Source organism: Roseivivax sp. THAF30, assembly GCF_009363575.1.
Lineage (GTDB): Bacteria > Pseudomonadota > Alphaproteobacteria > Rhodobacterales > Rhodobacteraceae > Roseivivax > Roseivivax halotolerans.
Window position 1 is genome coordinate 2,595,777 of the sequence record NZ_CP045389.1, and the last position, 18,125, is coordinate 2,613,901.

General features: G+C 63.9%; 17 protein-coding genes, 1 tRNA gene and 1 pseudogene. 12 read left to right on the plus strand and 7 right to left on the minus strand.

From position 1 onward, the window contains the following. Nucleotides 1-11: 11 nt before the first annotated feature. The gene (locus FIU91_RS12530; protein WP_152462713.1) at nt 12-752 is read right to left on the minus strand and encodes a hypothetical protein; all 741 of its coding nucleotides are present in this window, start codon (nt 750-752) and stop codon (nt 12-14) included. Nucleotides 753-959: 207 nt separating this feature from the next. Between FIU91_RS12530 and FIU91_RS12535 the strand changes: the two genes are divergently transcribed. Continuing rightward, a complete protein-coding gene (locus FIU91_RS12535) occupies nt 960-1,292 on the plus strand; it encodes a hypothetical protein (RefSeq protein WP_152462714.1) in 333 nt (110 codons plus the stop codon). Continuing rightward, nucleotides 1,283-2,266 (plus strand): annotated as a pseudogene (locus tag FIU91_RS12540) (recombinase family protein); the annotation flags it as partial. The gene FIU91_RS12535 and the pseudogene FIU91_RS12540, both read left to right, overlap by 10 nt. Here FIU91_RS12540 and FIU91_RS19695 read toward each other — a convergent pair. The 4 genes from FIU91_RS19695 to FIU91_RS12555 all read right to left on the minus strand — a co-directional run bounded on the left by FIU91_RS19695 (nt 2,162) and on the right by FIU91_RS12555 (nt 4,743). Then, a complete protein-coding gene (locus FIU91_RS19695) occupies nt 2,162-2,605 on the minus strand; it encodes a hypothetical protein (protein ID WP_254701956.1) in 444 nt (147 codons plus the stop codon). The pseudogene FIU91_RS12540 and the gene FIU91_RS19695 overlap by 105 nt on opposite strands. A 205-nt stretch (nt 2,606-2,810) precedes the next feature. Beyond that, nucleotides 2,811-2,897, minus strand: a tRNA-Leu gene (locus FIU91_RS12545). A 95-nt stretch (nt 2,898-2,992) separates the two neighbouring features. Next, nucleotides 2,993-3,787 carry a metallophosphoesterase gene (locus tag FIU91_RS12550; protein WP_152462715.1) on the minus strand — a complete coding sequence of 265 codons (795 nt, stop codon included), beginning with the start codon at nt 3,785-3,787 and terminating at the stop codon, nt 2,993-2,995. Beyond that, nucleotides 3,784-4,743 (minus strand): diacylglycerol kinase family protein, encoded by a 960-nt coding sequence (locus FIU91_RS12555; RefSeq protein ID WP_152462716.1) that lies wholly within the window; start codon nt 4,741-4,743, stop codon nt 3,784-3,786. Before FIU91_RS12555 ends, FIU91_RS12550 begins: the two co-directional genes overlap by 4 nt. A gap of 111 nt (nt 4,744-4,854) precedes the next feature. Here FIU91_RS12555 and lipB point away from each other — a divergent pair, with 111 nt between their 5' ends. The 6 genes from lipB (at nt 4,855) to FIU91_RS12585 (ending at nt 11,712) form a co-directional block, all read left to right on the plus strand. After that, a complete protein-coding gene (lipB, locus tag FIU91_RS12560) occupies nt 4,855-5,508 on the plus strand; it encodes a lipoyl(octanoyl) transferase LipB (RefSeq protein WP_152462717.1) in 654 nt (217 codons plus the stop codon). An 84-nt stretch (nt 5,509-5,592) separates the two neighbouring features. After that, a complete protein-coding gene (locus tag FIU91_RS12565) occupies nt 5,593-6,648 on the plus strand; it encodes an endonuclease/exonuclease/phosphatase family protein (RefSeq protein ID WP_152462718.1) in 1,056 nt (351 codons plus the stop codon). Between the two features lie 124 nt (nt 6,649-6,772). Beyond that, on the plus strand, nt 6,773-8,332 hold the full coding sequence (locus FIU91_RS12570) for an alpha-amylase family glycosyl hydrolase (protein WP_152462719.1): 1,560 nt from the start codon (nt 6,773-6,775) through the stop codon (nt 8,330-8,332). Between the two features lie 188 nt (nt 8,333-8,520). After that, nucleotides 8,521-10,194, plus strand: coding sequence for a cytochrome c oxidase subunit I (ctaD, locus tag FIU91_RS12575; protein WP_093010825.1), 1,674 nt, complete (start codon nt 8,521-8,523; stop codon nt 10,192-10,194). A gap of 109 nt (nt 10,195-10,303) precedes the next feature. Next, the gene (locus FIU91_RS12580; protein WP_093010823.1) at nt 10,304-10,804 is read left to right on the plus strand and encodes a DUF2244 domain-containing protein; all 501 of its coding nucleotides are present in this window, start codon (nt 10,304-10,306) and stop codon (nt 10,802-10,804) included. Beyond that, nucleotides 10,804-11,712 carry a hypothetical protein gene (locus FIU91_RS12585; protein WP_152462720.1) on the plus strand — a complete coding sequence of 303 codons (909 nt, stop codon included), beginning with the start codon at nt 10,804-10,806 and terminating at the stop codon, nt 11,710-11,712. Before FIU91_RS12580 ends, FIU91_RS12585 begins: the two co-directional genes overlap by 1 nt. Here the strand turns inward: FIU91_RS12585 and FIU91_RS12590 are convergent. Further along, nucleotides 11,709-12,170: a GatB/YqeY domain-containing protein gene (locus FIU91_RS12590; protein WP_093010819.1), complete on the minus strand. Its 462-nt coding sequence runs from the start codon at nt 12,168-12,170 to the stop codon at nt 11,709-11,711. The two genes, FIU91_RS12585 and FIU91_RS12590, sit on opposite strands and share 4 nt — an antisense overlap. A gap of 178 nt (nt 12,171-12,348) precedes the next feature. Between FIU91_RS12590 and carA the strand changes: the two genes are divergently transcribed. Then, a complete protein-coding gene (carA, locus tag FIU91_RS12595; RefSeq protein ID WP_152462721.1) occupies nt 12,349-13,509 on the plus strand; it encodes a glutamine-hydrolyzing carbamoyl-phosphate synthase small subunit in 1,161 nt (386 codons plus the stop codon). A gap of 86 nt (nt 13,510-13,595) precedes the next feature. Continuing rightward, nucleotides 13,596-15,494 carry a glycosyltransferase family 2 protein gene (locus tag FIU91_RS12600; RefSeq protein ID WP_152462722.1) on the plus strand — a complete coding sequence of 633 codons (1,899 nt, stop codon included), beginning with the start codon at nt 13,596-13,598 and terminating at the stop codon, nt 15,492-15,494. Here the strand turns inward: FIU91_RS12600 and FIU91_RS12605 are convergent. After that, nucleotides 15,466-16,110, minus strand: a complete 645-nt coding sequence (locus FIU91_RS12605; RefSeq protein ID WP_093010814.1) for a GntR family transcriptional regulator — start codon at nt 16,108-16,110, stop codon at nt 15,466-15,468. The genes FIU91_RS12600 and FIU91_RS12605 overlap by 29 nt on opposite strands. Nucleotides 16,111-16,224: 114 nt before the next feature. On the opposite strand from FIU91_RS12605, the gene FIU91_RS12610 reads away from it, so the two are divergent. Beyond that, nucleotides 16,225-16,866 carry a pyrimidine 5'-nucleotidase gene (locus tag FIU91_RS12610; protein WP_152462723.1) on the plus strand — a complete coding sequence of 214 codons (642 nt, stop codon included), beginning with the start codon at nt 16,225-16,227 and terminating at the stop codon, nt 16,864-16,866. Between the two features lie 70 nt (nt 16,867-16,936). Beyond that, on the plus strand, nt 16,937-18,124 hold the full coding sequence (locus FIU91_RS12615; protein WP_152462724.1) for a UbiH/UbiF family hydroxylase: 1,188 nt from the start codon (nt 16,937-16,939) through the stop codon (nt 18,122-18,124). Nucleotide 18,125: the final 1 nt, after the last annotated feature.

Sequence of the window (18,125 nt, forward strand, 5' to 3'; positions counted from 1 at the left end):
CCAGGCGCAAGTCACGTCACAAACAGCACGCAAGCCTCATAGGCGCGCAGGTCCGTATCGCCTGACCGCTCTGCCAGCAGGTCCGTGCTGGCTGCAACGTCTCTGTCCATCGCTGTCACAATGACGAAGCGATGCTCACCTGCATCATCCATCTCATTGAGCGGATCCGGCTTCCGGTTCGCCTTCCGGGGCAGCAAACACGTTCCGGCGTCGATATGCGCCCGGAAATGTCTATCGCTCTCCCCAAGCGCCAGCGGATGCCATGTCCCACCATATTTTTCGAAGGCGACGGCATAGCCAGAGCGATCTGAAGTCAGCTCCAGACAGTAGGGCTCGGTCAGGCGCAGGCGATCATAGTGCTCGCAGGTCTCGCTTGCTCGCCGGGCTATGCCGAATCCGTTGCGCATCTTGACAATTTTCAGGCCGTCACCATGTCGCCGTGCTTCGACGAACCGCTCAAAGGCTGATCCTGGTCGGATATGGAACAGCTCGGGCGCAAGCTTCCTGCCGGTCTCGAAGTAATATTCCTTCAGATAGAAGTGGATGAGCTTGGCTTTCGCGGCAGCGATGTTGCTGCGCCGGAAGTTCGACTGATATTCGCTGACCTCCTGATCCGGCAGCGCACGGTAGTACAGGCTATCAATCGTCTGATCCGTTGCGGCGGCGATGGCGCTGATGGCCTTGTAAAGATTCTGCACGGCCTTGGTCTTCTCAGCGGTCGTGATATCCAGCCAATTCACCTCTTCGGTCATCGTCCCTAGCGCCTCTACCCGGTCTGACCCTCGTCCTACCCGGACGGCCCCTGATCTCAAAGCCTAAGCTGAGCGCGCACTAAGTGCGAATGCAAAATAACGCTTTGAGAAATAGGACTTTTATCCTATAATGTTCTCTTTATGTTCCAATGTGGAAAAGGAGGGAACAACGATAAAAGCCCGGATGGGCAGAAAGGACGACCGGCCATGACCGATAAAAAACAGGAGATGCAAAATCCCTCCACCCCGCAAGCCCTCACCCTCGATTGGGACCGCTACGGCGCAATGCTTGAGGCGAGCGATCTGAGTGAAGATCAGAAGCGGGAGTGCATCGAAACGGTCTGGTCGCTGGTCGTGTCCTTCGTCGATTTTGGCTTTGGGATTCACCCCGTGCAATTTCCCTGTGGAGAAGGGGATGAAACCGCTCCGGTCGATCTGATCGATGTGCTATCCTTGATCTCAACATCACAACAGCAGCAGAGCGATCCGGCGGATGGGGCCTCCCATGGCGCTGGGAAAAGGAGTCCAGCATGGGAGTAGCATCAGATATCAAACAGCAAGCTGTCATCTACTGCCGTGTATCCGGCCTGAAGCAGGTCCGAGAAGGTGATGGTCTCCACTCCCAAGAAACCCGCTGCCGCGAGTATGCCACGTATAAGGGCTATGAAGTGGCGCAGGTCTTCACAGACGATATGACCGGCTCTTCGACCGCCCGTCCAGGTATGCAAAGCATGCTTGGCTATCTGCATATGAATGCGAACGCAGCGGCGAAGATCGTTGTCATCATCGACGATATCAGTCGTCTGGCCCGTGGGCTTACAGCTCACCTTGAGCTACGCCAATCGCTGCTCCATGCCGGGGGCAAGCTGGAAAGCCCGTCCATCGAATTTGCCGAAGACAGTGACTCTGTCCTCGTCGAAAACCTCCTCGCCTCCGTCGCCCAGCATCAGCGGGAGAAGAACGGCGAGCAAACCCGCAACCGAATGAAAGGGCGGCTGCTCAATGGGTATTTCGTATTCCAGGCCCCTGTGGGCTATCGCTATGAGAAGCGGGCTGGCCGGGGCAAGATGCTGGTGCGGGATGAGCCGCTCGCCTCGATCATTCAGGAAGCTTTGGAAGGCTACGCCGCCGGGCGTTTTGCATCACAAGCGGAAATGACCCGTTTCCTTGAGTCCTGCCCCGCTTATCCGAAATGTTTTCCCAGCGGTCATATCCGCCAACAGCGGGTGAGCGAGCTGATCTCGCGCGTGTTGTATGCGGGGTACATCGAGCATGCGCCCTGGGGCGTCTCTCGCCGCAAGGGCCAGCATGAGCCGATCATTTCGCTGGAGACTTATCAGCGGAACCAGGAACGCAGCAACGCGCGCGCCGTCGCTCCGATGCGGAAAGACCTGAATCAAGATTTTCCACTACGTGGTGCGCTGGCTTGCTCGGAGTGCGGGCACACTATGACCGGCTGCTGGTCCACGAGTTCCACGGGTAGGCGATATCCATACTATCTCTGCCAGACGAAAGGCTGCGAACGCTATCGCAAGTCCCACAACCGTGACAAGGTGGAAGCCGCCTTCGAAGATATCCTTCAACGGCTTCAGCCGTCGCGCGACCTGACCACCATGATCACGGCAATGTTCAAAGATGTCTGGGCGCAGCGACAAGGCCAGACGAATGCGGCCAAGGCTGAGATCGACCGGCGCATGAACGATGTCGATAAGCAAATCGCCAGCCTGCTCGACCGCATCGTCGTAAGCGACAATGCGACTGTGATAGCTGCCTATGAGAAGCGGATCACAGAGCTGGAAAATAACAAGCTCGTGCTTGCCGAAAAGCGTGAGACGAAGGTCAAACCGAAGCACACCCGAGAGGAAATTATCGAACTCGGGATGAACTTCCTGTCAAACCCTTGGAATATCTGGAAAAGCGGGTCGCTTCAGCTCAAGCGAATGGTCCTCAGACTGGCCTTTGCGGGGCCTTTGGCCTACGATGCGAAAAACGGATTTCGAACGCCGCAAGTGGCTGTTCCGTTTGAGTTTTTAGGGCTGAACAAGCCGAAATGTAAAATGGTGCGGTCGAGAAGACTCGAACTTCCACGGGAGTTACCCCACAGCGACCTCAACGCTGCGCGTCTACCAATTCCGCCACGACCGCACTGCCTGTGACTTGGTGAGCGGGCGTATAGACGAGCGGTTTGGGGATGTGAAGGGGATTTTCGCGATTTTTTGCGGGCCTTGCCGTAGCGGCATTCACAGCTCCTGCCAGCGCCCGTTCTGCTTCTCGAAACGGTGGCTCGACAAGCGCGTGAAGCCCGTCTCGCGCGCCCCCGCACCGTAGCGGTCGAGCGCCAATCCGCTATTCTCCAATGTCATGACGTTGAAATCGTTGGGCTCGCCGCGTCCGCGCGTCGACAAGCCCGTGCCGACCTGCAACAGCAAGATTCCCTCGCTCTGGAAGACGGGCCGCGCGCGCCAGACATGCAGGTGCCCGCAGAGGACGATATCGGCGTTCATCTCGGCGAGACGGTGCAGACCGTGCGAGGCACCGCGCATGGGCTGTTTTTCGTCGGCCTCGAGCTGTTCGGGCGGGTGATGCATCATCACGATGGCCGTATGCCCCGCTTTGGCGGCTTCGCCGAGCCGCCCCTTGATCCGCGACAGGCCGCGCGGCCGAAGCCGCCCTCGCTGCCAAGCCAGTGGATCGGCCGTATTCAGCCCCACCACCGCGCAATCGGGCCCATCCCAGACCGGTTCAAGCTCGGGCGAGACATAACGCCGCCAGCGCTTCCAGGGCCTCGCGAAGCGCACGAAGAGATTGTCGAGCGGGGTGTCGTGATTGCCTGGAACCGCGATCCAGGGCGCGGACAGGAGGTCAAGAAACTTTCGCGCAGCGCGGAACTGCCCCGGGCGGGCTCGCTGGGTCAGATCGCCGGAGACGCAGATGAGGTCGGGCTCGGCAAGGTCGATCGCCTCGCGCAGCGGACGCAAGAGTTCGGGGCGATCACGGCCGAAATGCAGATCGGAGATATGGACGATCCGGGTCATGCCTCGCGTTCGTCCCCGGCCTCGCTGTTCTTCGGGCCTGCGGCGGAAGGCGCTACCACATCAAGCGCATCGTCCAGCATCCGGAAGCGAAACGGTCCTTCGATGCGGCGGCGCTCCCCGTCCATCGCGACCGATTGGCTCTTGCGGCTTGTCTCGATGACGATGTCGGTGCCGGTAAAGAGCTCGAAGTCCCGGTTCAGGACCATGCCTTTCGAGGCGAGCTTGAGCGCGCGCATCAAAAGCTCCCAACGGCTGGCTTCCGGAGACAGGTAAAGCGCGAAGGCCCCGTCCCGGACGGCATCGGCGCCTTCGAGACCGTAATGTTCGAGTTGGAAGGCAGACCGGCCGATGAAGGCGAGCGGCGTCTTCCGCCGGACCTCCCGCCCTCCGACGCGGACCTTCATCTGCACCGGTCGCCGAAACGTAAGAAACGTGAAGATCACCGACCAATGCGCGGCCAACCGCGAGCGGCCCCAGCGCTTGTAGGTGCCCTCGCGTTCTTTCAAGACTTGCGGATAGACCCCCAGCGAGGCGTTGTTCACGAAGACATAGCCGTTGACCTCGCCAAGCGGAAAGGGACGCGCCTCGCCCGAGGCAAGAAGCGCGACCGCTTCCTCCGGATCCTCGGGAATGCCGAGCCCGCGCGCCACGAAGTTGAACGTGCCTTGCGGGATGATGCCCATGCGATGCCCGCTGCCTGCCAGCTCCTGCGCGACGCCCGAGATCGTGCCGTCGCCTCCCGCTGCGACGATGGTGCCGTATCCGGCTTTCATCGCGCGGCGGCATTCGGGGATCAGCCGGTCCCCCTTCTCGAAGGCGAATAGCTCGAACCGGTCGCCGTGTTCGGCAAAGGCGGCCTTGAGGCGGTCGGCGACGCCATCCTTGTCGTCCGCCCCGGAGGCCCGGTTCAGCAGGACCGCAATGCGGTTCGAATTGTCTGTCTTCTGCTCGCTCATGGCCGGTCCCTGCCTGGTACCGGGATAAACCGGATGACACGGTGGCGGGTTCCGTCCGCGCCGGCAAAGCGGTAGAGGAACAGCCAACCGAACACGGAGGCCGAGAAAGCGATGGTCGAGTGGCGCATCAGCGAGGGCCTGACCGGCTATGAGGAGGCCGTCGAGGTCATGGAGGCGCGCGCCGAGGCAATCGCGGCGGGCGACGCCGAGGAACTCGTCTGGCTGGTGGAGCATCCGCCGCTTTATACCGCCGGCACGTCCGCCCGCACCGAGGATCTGCGCGAGCCGGATCGCTTTCCGGTCTTCACCACGAAACGCGGCGGGCAATACACCTATCACGGGCCGGGTCAGCGCGTCGCGTACACGATGCTCGACGTCGGCCGGCGCGGCCGCGACGTGCGCCGGTTCGTGGCGGATCTCGAGGCATGGGTGATCGCGGCTCTGGCCGAGTTCGGCCTGACCGGCCACATTCGCGAAGGCCGGGTCGGGGTCTGGATCGAAAGGTCCGAGAAGGCAGCTCTGCCCGATGGCAGCACAGCCGAGGACAAGATCGCCGCCATCGGCATCCGCCTGCGCCGCTGGGTCAGCTTCCACGGCGTGTCGATCAATGTCGAACCCGAGCTTGAGCATTTCTCGGGGATCGTTCCCTGCGGCATCACCGATTACGGCGTGACCAGTCTCGTCGATCTCGGCCTGTCAGTCACCATGCCGGACGTCGACGTGGCCCTGCGGAAAAGCTTCGAGGAGGTGTTCGGCCCGCTGTAATGCCCGGCGGAGATGCGCGTTCAAAACGTCACAAAGTCACGCTAAGGTTGTGGCATTTGACCCAAGAGATAGAGGAACGCATTCATGGCCCAATTCAGCCTCGCCACTTTCAACCTCTACCAATACGCCGCACCCGGCACCTACTGGTATGATCGCGAAAGCGGCAATTCCAACTCCGAGGCCAAGTGGGCCCTGAAGCAGGACTTCATCCTTCGGACCCTCGCCGATCTCGATGCCGATATAGTGGGGTTCCAGGAGGTCTTCTCGAGGGTAGAGTTCCGGGCGCTCGCGACCGCAGCGGGCTATCCCAACGTCGTCTTCGGAGGCGATCCTGCCTTCGAGACGGAGGAGGACGGCACCGTCGTCTGGCAGGGGCCGGTCGTCGCGCTTGCTTCGCGGTTTCCGATCCTGAGCGCGGGCCCGCTGGCCGCCGATCCCTCGGTCGAGCCCGATGGTCTTCTTGCGCCCGACTTCGACTTCCGCCGCCAGATCATCGAAGCGGAGATCGAGGTGCCGGGCCTCGCGCAACCGCTCGTCGTCTATTGCGCGCACCTCAAATCCCAAGGGGCCTTCGTCGACAGGGATCGGGTCGCGGCCTTCGGTGGATGGTCCGAACGATTTCGCGACCACCTCTCTCAACGCGCGCAGGCCGATGCGAGCCAGGTGATCCGCCGCGCCGGCGAGGCGATCATGCTCTATGAGGCGGCGATGAAGCGAATGGCGACGGATCGCGATCTGCCGCTCGCGGTGCTTGGAGATCTCAACGACGAACCCGGCAGCTTCACCTTGCGTATCCTCACCCAGAACGAGGACGTGCCCTATATCGCCGGAACGCGATACCAGGCACTCGACAACTCCGAGAAATCGAACCGCTACACCTGGCAGCTTTATTCGACCGCCGGGCTCGGCGCGCCGCAGGGTCTGGGCCTGACGCCGACGCATGTCGGCTGGATGCACGCCTCGGTCCTCGACTACGTGCTCGTCTCGAACGGGCTCAACCGCCGCAATCCGCGCGGACCTGTCGCCGACACCACCTATGACGTCTTCAATTCCCATCACTGGGATCCCGAGAGCGACAGCAAGGAAACCTCCGACCACGCCCCGGTCCGCGCGATTTTCGAGCTGAAAAGCGAGGCGTGAGCCTGCCGAAACTTCGGGCAGCAGGGCCGGGTCACTCGCCATTCGGGCCTTGCGCCTCTTGAAGTCCGCTCCAGGCCGCGCAGGTTGGCCCAAGACCAGGACTTACCCGGAAAGGAGCCGACAGATGAGCGAATGGTGGAAAGACGGCGTGATCTACCAGATCTATCCGCGCTCCTTCCAGGACACGACCGGCAACGGGATCGGCGATCTCAAGGGGATCACGTCCCGGCTCGGGTATCTGGAGGATCTCGGGATCGATGCGATCTGGATCTCCCCGATCTTCCCCTCGCCGATGAAGGATGCGGGCTACGATGTCTCGGACTATACCGGGATCGACCCCACCTTCGGCACGCTCGAGGATTTCGAGGCGCTGGTTGCGGATGCCCATGCGCGCGGGATGAAGGTGCTTCTCGATTTCGTGCCGAGCCATACCTCCGACCAACATCCGTGGTTCGAGGAGGCCCGCGCATCGAAGGACAGCCCGAAGCGTGACTGGTATGTCTGGCGCGATCCCGCGCCCGATGGCGGCCCACCGACCAACTGGATCAGCGAATTCGCGGGGCCAGCCTGGACGCTCGACGAGGCGACGGGACAATATTACCTGCACGTTTTCCTGCGCGAGCAGCCCTCGCTCAACTGGCACAATCGCGAGCTGCGCGAGGCGATGTACGACGTGATGCGAACCTGGTTCGATCGCGGCGTCGACGGCTTCCGCGTCGATGCGGTGGAGAATATGGGCCCCGACCCCGAAGCCGGGGACAACCCGCCCAATCCCGACTGGGTCGAAAGCATGGGGCCCGCACGCTCGCATCTCGGCACCAACACAAAGCACCAGCCGGTCATTTTCGACATCGCCCGCGAGATGCGTGCCGTGGCCGAGGAATACGATCCCCCGCGCCTTCTGGTCGGCGAGGCCTACGGCGAGATCCCGCAGGTGATGAAGTATTACGGCGACGCGCTCGACGCCTTCCAGCAACCGTTCAACTTCCTTCTGATCGAGGCGGAGTGGGACGCAGGCAACCTCGTGAGGCTCATTACCGAATATGAGGCCGCCCTGCCCGACGGGGCCTGGCCCAATTGGGTACTCGGCAACCACGACCGAGCCCGCATCGCGAGCCGCGTCGGTCCCGCACAGGCGCGCAACGCGATGATGCTCCTGTTGACGATCAGGGGCACGCCGACGATCTACCAAGGCGACGAGCTGGGCATGGAAAACGTCGTGATCCCGCCCGACCGCGTGCAAGACCCGTGGGAGAAAAACGTTCCAGGTCAGGGTCTTGGCCGCGACCCCGTGCGCACGCCCATCGCCTGGGAAGACGGTCCCTTCGGCGGGTTCTCGACCGTCGATCCCTGGCTACCAATGGATCTCGGCCCCGAACGCGTGGTGGCGCGGCAGATCGCGTCGGAAGGCTCGATGCTGTCCTTCACGCGCGCGCTCCTCAAGCTGCGCCGCGAGATGCCGGAGCTACGGCGCGGCACGCTCGAGGACGTGCGCGCCGAAGGCGATGTCCTGCGATACGCGCGAGTTCTCGATGGATCGCGGATCGAGGTTCTTCTCAATATCGGCACGGAGGAGGCGATGCTCCGGCAGGAAGGCGCCCTGATCCTGTCGACCTCGGGCGACTCGGCTGTGGCGGAAGACCCGCTTGCCCCTGGCGAAGGGCGCATCATCCGCGCGGAGTGACACTGGGCGAGGCCGAATCTGTCCAGTCTGAATGACAGATTCGGCAACTGTCCTTGATCTGCGACAAAAATACTCCCCGTGCGACGAAAGCGGTCATTGCCGCGGGCGGGCGCTTTGCCTAAAACGCCCCTCAAAGCCGGGAGAGGTGCGTGCATCTCTCCCCCTTTCTGTCACTTGAGGAGGCTTTCATGGCAGACGCCGCCATTCACGGCCATGAGCACGAAGACAACCGGGGCTTCTTCACCCGGTGGTTCATGTCCACCAACCACAAGGATATCGGGATCCTTTACCTGATCACCGCGGCTCTCGCGGGGTTCATCTCGGTCGCCTTCACCGTTTACATGCGGATGGAGCTGATGGAGCCCGGCGTGCAGTACATGTGCCAGGAAGGCGCGCGCCTCCTGCCCGCCGCGACGGCGGAATGTACGCCGAACGGGCACCTGTGGAACGTGCTGATCACCGCGCACGGCATCCTGATGATGTTCTTCGTGGTCATTCCCGCGCTCTTCGGGGGCTTCGGCAACTACTTCATGCCGCTCCAAATCGGCGCGCCGGACATGGCGTTCCCGCGTCTGAACAACCTCTCCTACTGGCTCTACGTCGCCGGCACGACGCTGGCCGTCTGCTCGGTCTTCGCGCCGGGCGGGAATGGTCAAGCGGGCTCCGGTGTCGGCTGGGTTCTCTACCCGCCCCTGTCGGTCCGGGAGGGCGGCTGGTCGATGGACCTTGCGATCTTCGCGGTACACGTCTCCGGTGCCTCCTCCATCCTTGGCGCGATCAACGTGATCACCACGTTCCTCAACATGCGCGCGCCGGGCATGTCGCTCTTCAAGGTGCCGCTGTTTGCATGGTCCGTGTTCGTCACCGCATGGCTGATCCTTCTGGCCCTGCCGGTTCTCGCGGGCGCGATCACCATGCTGCTGACCGACCGCAACTTCGGGACGACCTTCTTCGATCCCGCAGGCGGCGGGGATCCGGTGCTCTACCAGCACATCCTGTGGTTCTTCGGGCATCCCGAGGTCTACATCGTGATCCTGCCGGGCTTCGGCATCATCAGCCACGTCATCGCAACCTTCAGCCGCAAGCCGATCTTCGGCTACCTGCCGATGGTCTGGGCGATCATCGCGATCGGCGCGCTCGGCTTCGTCGTGTGGGCGCACCACATGTACACCGTGGGCATGTCGCTGACCCAGCAGAGCTACTTCATGCTGGCGACGATGGTCATCGCGGTGCCGACGGGCGTGAAGGTGTTCAGCTGGATCGCGACGATGTGGGGCGGCTCGATCGAGTTCAAGACGCCGATGCTCTGGGCGTTCGGCTTCCTGTTCCTCTTCACGCTGGGCGGCGTGACGGGCATCGTGCTCAGCCAGGCCGCCGTGGACCGCGCCTACCATGACACCTACTACGTCGTGGCGCACTTCCACTACGTGATGTCTCTGGGTGCCGTGTTCGCCATCTTCGCGGGGATCTACTTCTACTTCCCCAAGATGACCGGCCGGATGTATCCCGAATGGGCAGGCAAGCTGCACTTCTGGACCTTCTTCATCGGCACGAACATCACGTTCTTCCCGCAGCACTTCCTGGGCCGTCAGGGCATGCCGCGCCGCTACATCGATTACCCGGAGGCCTATGCGCTCTGGAACTACGTGTCGAGCTGGGGCGCCTTCCTGTCCTTCGCCTCCTTCCTGTTCTTCTTCGGCGTGATCTTCTACTCGCTGTTCAAGGGCCGGAAAGAGACCGCGGCGAACCCGTGGAACGAATACGCGGACACGCTGGAATGGACCCTGCCCTCCCCGCCGCCCGAACACACGTTCGAGCAGCTTCCGAAGCGGGAAGACTGGGACAAGAACCCGGCGCATTGATCCGGGCCTGAGACCGAAACCGACAAAGGCCCCGCCAGATGCGCGGGGCCTTTTCCGTCAGAGGGGCGATACATCCGTCGCTTCTTTCCGCCGAACAGAGACACGCGCCATGCCCTATGCCTGGACATCGCAAGACCCCCAGCGTCCCGAGCAGGAACTGAAGCTCTGGCCGCACAACTCCCTGCCGCCGAAAGGCTTCGCCGCCTTCATCCTTGCGACCTTCGGGATGGCGACCCTGCCGCTTTACGGCCTTCTGGGCACAACTCTCCTCTGGGGGCTTCTGCCCTTCCTGCTGATCGCGCTCGCCGGGCTCTACTACGCGCTCCGGCGAAACGAAGCGGACCGGCAGATCGTAGAGATCCTCAAGATCACGCCCGAAGACATGCATCTGACCCGCGTCAATCCGAAGGGTGACGCGCTCGACTGGCACTGCAATCCCTACTGGGCGCGGGTGGCACTTCATCAGAAAGGCGGCCCCGTGCCGAACTACGTCACCCTCGCGGGCGCGGGCCGGGAGGTCGAAATCGGGGCGTTCCTGTCCGAGGATGAGCGCAAGGCGCTTTACTCGGACCTGTCGGATCGGCTCCGCCACATCGGCCCGGCCGCCTGATGGCGCAGGTTCCCGCGACGCCCAAGGCGCGGCGCTGGCTTCGCCTCGTCGAGGCGCGCGCTTTCGGGCCGGAGCGTCTTCTGGCGCAAGAGGATCTTCAGCAGTCGGAGCGCGCGGCCCTCAAGCTGCGCCTTGCACGCGCCGATGCGCCCTCGCGCGACGCCGAGCGCGTCTTCTTCCTGATCCCCCTCGTCTCCCGCGCGCATGTGGGCGACTGGGACGCGGTCACCGCTCGGCTTACGCGCACGCTGGCCAGTTTCCAGGCACAGAGCGATCCGCGCTGGGAGGCGGTGATCTGCTGCCAGGACGCGCCGCCGCTTCCGGACGATTCCCGCATCCGTCACCTGCCGTTCGAGGATGCCGAGCCCGGCAATGACAAATGGCGCAAGCTGGACGCGCTGGCGCGGGCACTTGCCGAAGATGCCGGCCCTGCCGCCTACGCCATGAGTTTCGATGCCGATGATCTTCTGCACCCGAGTGCGGTCGGCTGGATGTTGCGCGGCCAGGGCCCCGGCTGGCTGGTAGAGACCGGTTACGTGCGCGATGTCGCGGCACGGCGCATCGCCCTTGCCCGCCCGCCGAGCCTGGTCGCGCCGCGCCAGCGGGCGTTCTGGAAGCTCTGCGGCTCCTGCGCCGCGCTACCGCATGATCCGAACCTGCCCGAGAGTGCGGCATTCCTCGGTGCTATGTGGCAGCACGAACACCGGATGTTCCCCTATCTCGCCGCGCTCGCGGGCGCGCCGCTGCAGCCGTTGCCAGAGCCTGCGGTGCTCTACGAGCTCAATCACGGTGAGAATTTCGGAGCGCGGCGCGGACGGGTGTCCTTCAAGACCCGCTTCGTGGAGCGGTTCGAGATAGAAGATCGCGCGACATTGGGCAGCGTCGCGCGGCATTTCGCAGAGATCTAGCTCGAGAGCCGCGTCTTCACGCGCGCACCGGCCGCGCCGAAATCCATCTGGCCCGAATAGCGCGATTTCAGCTCGCCCATGACCCGGCCCATGTCCCGGATAGAGCTTGCGCCGACATCTGCGACCGCCTTGTCGATGGCCTGGTCGACCTCGGCATCCGAGAGACGGCGCGGCAGGAACTCCTCGATCACCGTGATCTCGCCCTCTTCCCGCGCGGCAAGATCGAGACGTCCGCCCTCTTCATAGGTCTTCACGCTTTCGCGGCGCTGTTTGACCATTTTGGACAGGATCGACAGCACCTCCTCGTCCGAGACGCCGTCTTCGCGGCCCTCGCCACGGGCGGCGATGTCGCGGTCCTTGATGGCCGCGTTGATGAGCCGGAGCGTGGACAGCCGATCGGCATCCTTCTCCTTCATCGCCTTCTTCGTTGCTGTGTTGATGCGGGTTCGCAGGTCCATGCCTGTCCTCGTCTGAGACTGTGGTGCCAGCGCTCGACCCTACCCGCAACCTTTCCGACACGCAACATCGCGCGACGCGAGGTTAAGTAGTTGAAATCGATGTATTTTCACTATTTTGGCCGCTCTTGACGCTGGGTCGGAGCCTCCTTAGGTAGGTCAGGATTTGATCGTCCCGAGGATGCTGCCCATGTCCACACCGACCGCTTGCCTCGCCCTTGCCGATGGAACGCTGTTCTTTGGACAGGGTTTCGGCGCGACGGGCGATACCGTTGCCGAGCTTTGCTTCAACACGGCGATGACCGGCTACCAGGAAATCATGACCGATCCGTCCTATGCCGGGCAGATCGTCACCTTCACCTTTCCCCATATCGGCAATGTCGGTGTGAACCCGGACGACGACGAGACGCAGGATCCGGTCGCCGCGGGCATGGTCGTCAAGTGGATGCCGACGCAAAGCTCGAACTGGCGCGCCGCGCAGGAGCTGGGCGACTGGCTCGCCGCACGCGGCCGGATCGCGATCGGCGGCGTCGATACGCGGCGGCTGACGCGTGCGATCCGTCAGCTTGGCGCGCCACACGTGGCGCTCGCTCACGATCCCGAGGGTAATTTCGACACCGACGCGCTAGTCGCCAAGGCGCGGGGTTTCGCGGGGCTCGAAGGCGTCGACCTTGCCAAGGACGTGACTTGCGCCCAGAGCTATCGCTGGGACGAGATGACCTGGGCCTGGCCTGACGGCTACACGCGCCAGACCGCGCCAAAGCAAAAGGTCGTCGCAATCGATTATGGCGCCAAGCGCAACATCCTGCGCTGCCTCGCTTCGGCGGGTTGTGACGTGACGGTTCTGCCCGCGACGGCGACCGCAGAGGATGTGCTCGCGCTCGAGCCCGATGGTGTGTTCCTCTCGAACGGCCCCGGCGATCCGGCGGCAACGGGTGCCTATGCCGTTCCGATGATTCAGGGCGTCATGGAAAAGGAGATCCCCGTTTTCGGGATCTGCCTCGGCCACCAGATGCTGGCGCTCGCACTCGGCGCCAAAACCGTGAAGATGAATCACGGTCACCACGGCGCGAACCATCCGGTCAAGGATCACGAGACGGGCAAGGTCGAGATCACCTCGATGAACCATGGCTTCGCTGTCGACTCGCAAAGCCTGCCGACAGGTGTTCTGGAAACGCATGTCTCCCTGTTCGACGGATCGAATTGCGGCATCCGGGTCGCCGATAAGCCGATTTTCTCGGTCCAGCATCACCCCGAGGCCAGCCCCGGTCCGCAGGACAGCTTCTATCTGTTCGAGCGGTTCGCGAACTTCATGAGCGAGAAGAAGACCGCGGACGCCTGAAAACGTCTCCCGACCGGGTATCGTTAATCAGCGCTTAACCATGCGCGCGCCAAAAGGCTTTCCGAGTTGTTTCGGAGGCCTTGCTCATGTCCGCGCCATTTCAGACCGATATTGAGACCGGCAACGCCGCGTCGCGGCGTCCACTTTCGGCCCGCCTTCTCGAGGCAGGCGCGGTCCCTGTGCCGGACATGGTCGAAGCGATGGGCGAGGCGCACCTCACCGCAACGCCGCTGCACCGCGTGCTGCAATCGCGGGACATGGTTGGCGCGGATATTCTGGCGCGCGCCTTGGGCGACGGGGCATCGCTTCTCGACCGCGACGAGTATCCGCCCGACCCCGAGGTCACGAGCTTTCTTTTCGCCGATGAATGTCTCGCGCATGGCGTCTTGCCCTGGCGGTTGGTTGGCCAAGAGGTGCAGCTTGCGGCAGCCTCGCCCGAAGGGTTCGAGGCGGGACGCACGCTTTTGAAGGCGCAAGGGCGCGATGCGGTCATGCTTCTTGCCAGCGAAAGCGTGATCCATGCGGAGATCGGGGCGCATCACGGCGCGCAGCTTGTCGCGGAGGCCGAGAGCCTTGTCGCAGCGGAAGACTCCTGCCGCGATATGGGCCGCGCGGGGCCGCTGCGAACCTTGGTTGCCTTGACGATCGCCGCGGCCGCGGCCGCGACCCTCTGGGCCGCGCCGCTGACCTTCTTCACGGCGATCCTCGCGCTCGCGACCCTGTCGCTCGTGGTAAGCCAGGCGCTGAAACTCGCGGCGATGGTGGCAAGCCGGACCCGCGCACCGGAGGATCCCGAACCTCAGGCGCCCTTGCCCCCGGTCACGATCATGGTGCCGCTGTTCCGCGAGGCCGAGATCGCCACGGCCCTTACGGAACGGATCGGGCGGCTCGATTATCCGCGCGCGCTTCTCCAGGTTCTCCTGGTGCTTGAGGATTGCGACGAGGAGACCGCACAGGTCCTGGCCCGCACGCGCCTGCCCGGCTGGTGCCAGACGGTCGTGGTGCCCGAAGGCACGCTCAGAACGAAGCCGCGCGCGCTCAATTATGCGATGCGCTTCGCCCGAGGCGAGATCATCGGCGTTCTTGATGCGGAGGATGCGCCCGCCCCCGATCAGATCCGACGGATCGTGGCGCGCTTTCGCAATCGCGGACGGGACGTCGCCTGCCTGCAAGGCATTCTCGACTTCTACAATCCCAAGGCCAACTGGCTCTCCCGATGTTTCGCGATTGAGTATGCGAGCTGGTTCCGCTTGCAGTTGCCGGGCATTGCAAGGCTCGGTCTGCCGGTGCCGCTGGGAGGGACGACGGTCTATTTCCGCCGCGACGTGCTCGACGAAGTGGGCGGATGGGACGCGCACAATGTGACCGAGGATGCCGATCTCGGCATCCGTCTGGCGCGGCGCGGCTACCGGACCGAACTCGTGCCGACGGTGACACGCGAGGAGGCCAACAATCGCGCCCTTCCGTGGATCAAGCAGCGCTCGCGCTGGCTGAAAGGCTACGCGATGACGTGGGCGGTCCACAGCCGCCGACCTGCCGGCCTCGTGCGGGATCTCGGTATTTGGCGTGCGCTCGGCTTTCAGATCATGTTTCTTGGCGCCTTGGCGCAGTTCCTCCTGGCCCCGGCGCTCTGGTCCTTCTGGCTGATTCTCGCCAATGTGCCGCACCCGACCGAGGCCGTTCTGTCGGCCCCCGCTCTTCACGCGCTCTTCGCCACCTACGTGACCACCGAAGCCGTCTCGATCCTGTCTGGTCTCATCGCGGTCGCGCGCTCACCGCATATCGGGCTGATGCCCTGGGTGCCGAGCCTGATCTTCTATTATCCGCTGGGCACGCTCGCCGCCTGGAAGGCGATCTGGGAGGTGGTCACGAAACCCTTCTACTGGGACAAGACCCAGCACGGGAAATCTGCCCCCGACGGGCCGGGCGCAGACCTTGTAAGCCGCGACGAGGGTCTCAACGCTCTCCCGCCGCGTCGAGCTTGAGGCGCGTGACGAAGGCGACGGAGATATGGTCCCGCAAGGCCTGGTAGGCGGCCTCCTCGTCGCGGCGCCCGATGGCATCTACGATCGCCTGATGCTCGCCGAGCGCACGCTCGCCCCGCCCCTCGGCCGCAAGCGAGGTCGTCGCCATCAGCGCCATCGATCGATGCACGAGATCGAGCTGCTGAACCAGAAAACGGTTATGCGAGGCAAGGTGGATCTGCTTGTGAAACCGCCGGTTCGCTCGGGCCAGCGCGGACGGATCGGTGAGCCGCGCGCGGTCTTCCTCGATCATGTCCGCGAGAACCTCGATCTCCTCTTCGGTCGCGTGACGTGCGGCGAGCCGGGCCGCGAGCCCCTCAAGCTCCGTGCGAACGGCGTAGAGCTCGGCCATCTGGTTGTGGTCGAGCGATGCCACGATGAGCGAGCGCCCGTCGCGGGTCAGCAGCGATTGCGTCTCGAGTCGTTGCAGCGCTTCCCGAATCGGCGTGCGCGAGACGCCGAACCGTTCAGCCAGATCGCTTTCGACAAGTCGGTCGCCCGGCCGATAGGTGCCGGTATCGATCGCTTCGAGGATCAGCGAATATGCGTCCCTCTGCGGTGTGGTCTTCTCGCGCATCGCGCCTCTCTCCCTCGCCCCGATCCCGCGACGATAGGCGCGGCCCGCCCCGAGAGGCAAGCTGCCTGTCCCTAAGCCATTGCGCGCGGAAGGTTTCAGCCCTAGCTCAGGGGAATGAAACCGCATTTTTCCCATGTCGAGACCTGGATCTTCGACCTCGACAACACGCTCTACCCGCCAAGGATGCGGCTCTTCGATCAGATCGAGGTGCGGATGACAGAATGGGTCATGCGCGAGCTCGGCGTCGAGCGCGCGGAGGCGGACCGCCTGCGCCATGCCTACTGGGCCGAATATGGCACGACGCTTGCCGGGCTCATGGAGGTGCATGGCGTTGATCCGCATGGCTACTTGCACGAGGTCCACGACATCTCCTTCGATGTGCTGACGCCCGATGCGGCGCTCGGGGCGCATGTCGCGGCGCTGCCTGGGCGGCGCATCGTCTATACCAACGGCTCGGCCCCGTATGCCGAACGGGTGCTGCAGGCGCGCGGGCTCGATGGGCTGTTCGACGCGGTCTATGGCGTCGAACATGCCGAGTTCCGGCCCAAACCCGAGCGCCGTGCCTTCGAGACGATCCTTGCCTTGGGCGGGATCGATCCGGCCCGCGCCGCGATGTTCGAGGACGATCCGCGCAACCTCGCCGCACCGCACGCGATGGGAATGCGGACGGTGCATGTCGCGCCCGAGCCCGAGCCGCAGCCGCATATCCACCATCATACCGACGATCTCACGGAGTTCCTGTCTCGCCTCGTCTGAGGGCCCGCGACAAAGCGCGGCTGGCATTCGAGGCGCGGCAAGACTAGCTCACGGATACGGAGGTTCTGCGATGGATTGCGATATTCTGATCTCGGGCGGCGGCATTGCCGGTCTCACCGCGGCTTCGGCATTCGGGCGCGCGGGGTTCTCCGTTCTCATCGTCGATCCCGCCCCTCCGGTGACGAGCCGGGATGCGGAAGGGGCCGACCTGCGCACCACGGCATTTCTGCAACCGGCGCGCGACTTTCTGGACCGCGCCGGTCTCTGGGCGCGTCTGGCGGACCACGCGACCCCGCTGCAGGTGATGCGGATCGCCGATATCAGCCAGGATCCTCCCGTCATCCGCGAGTTTGACGCGATCGATATCTCCGACGCGCCCTTCGGATGGAACCTGCCCAACTGGCTTTTGCGCCGCGAGATGTCCGCGGCCCTCGAAGAGATGCCGAACGTCGATTATCGGCCCGGGACAGCGACGACCTCGCTCTTCACGCGCACGAGGGAAGCCCGCGTCAGTCTGTCGGATGGCAGCCGGGTGAAGACGCGGCTCGTGATCGCGGCGGACGGACGCGGCTCGCCGATGCGAGAGGCCGCCGGAATCGGCGTGCACACCATGCGGTTCGGTCAGAAAGCGCTTGCCTTCGCGGTGACCCATGAGCGTCCCCACGACAACGTCTCGACCGAGATCCATCGGGAGGGCGGCCCCTTCACGCTGGTGCCCCTGCCCGATCACGAGGGCAAACCATCGTCGGCCATCGTCTGGATGTGCGATGCGGCCGAAGCAGACCGCTTGGCGGCGCTCGACACCGACGCCTTCGAGACGGAGATGAACGTCCGCTCCGGCGGGCTATACGGAACCTTGAGCCTCGCCTCGCGCCGGCCGACATGGCCCATCGTGACACAAGCGGCGGAGCGACTGACCTCGGAGCGGCTGGCCCTCGTCGCGGAGGCCGCGCATGTGATGCCGCCGATCGGCGCGCAGGGTCTCAACATGTCTCTGAAGGATCTTGCCGCGCTTCTCGAGCTGGCCGAGGCGCGCCCGAATGAGCTTGGCGACAGCAAGATGCTGGAAAGCTATGCCCGCGCCCGCATGCCCGACATCCGTCTCAGGCTAAGCGGGATCGCCGCGCTCAATCGCGCTTCGCAGCAAGGCCTGCCGCTGTTGCAGGCTGCGCGGGCGAAGGGCCTTGGCCTTCTGCATGACGCCGCGCCGGTGCGCCGCGCCTTGATGGAGCTCGGGCTCGGAGCGCGCAGCCGCTGAG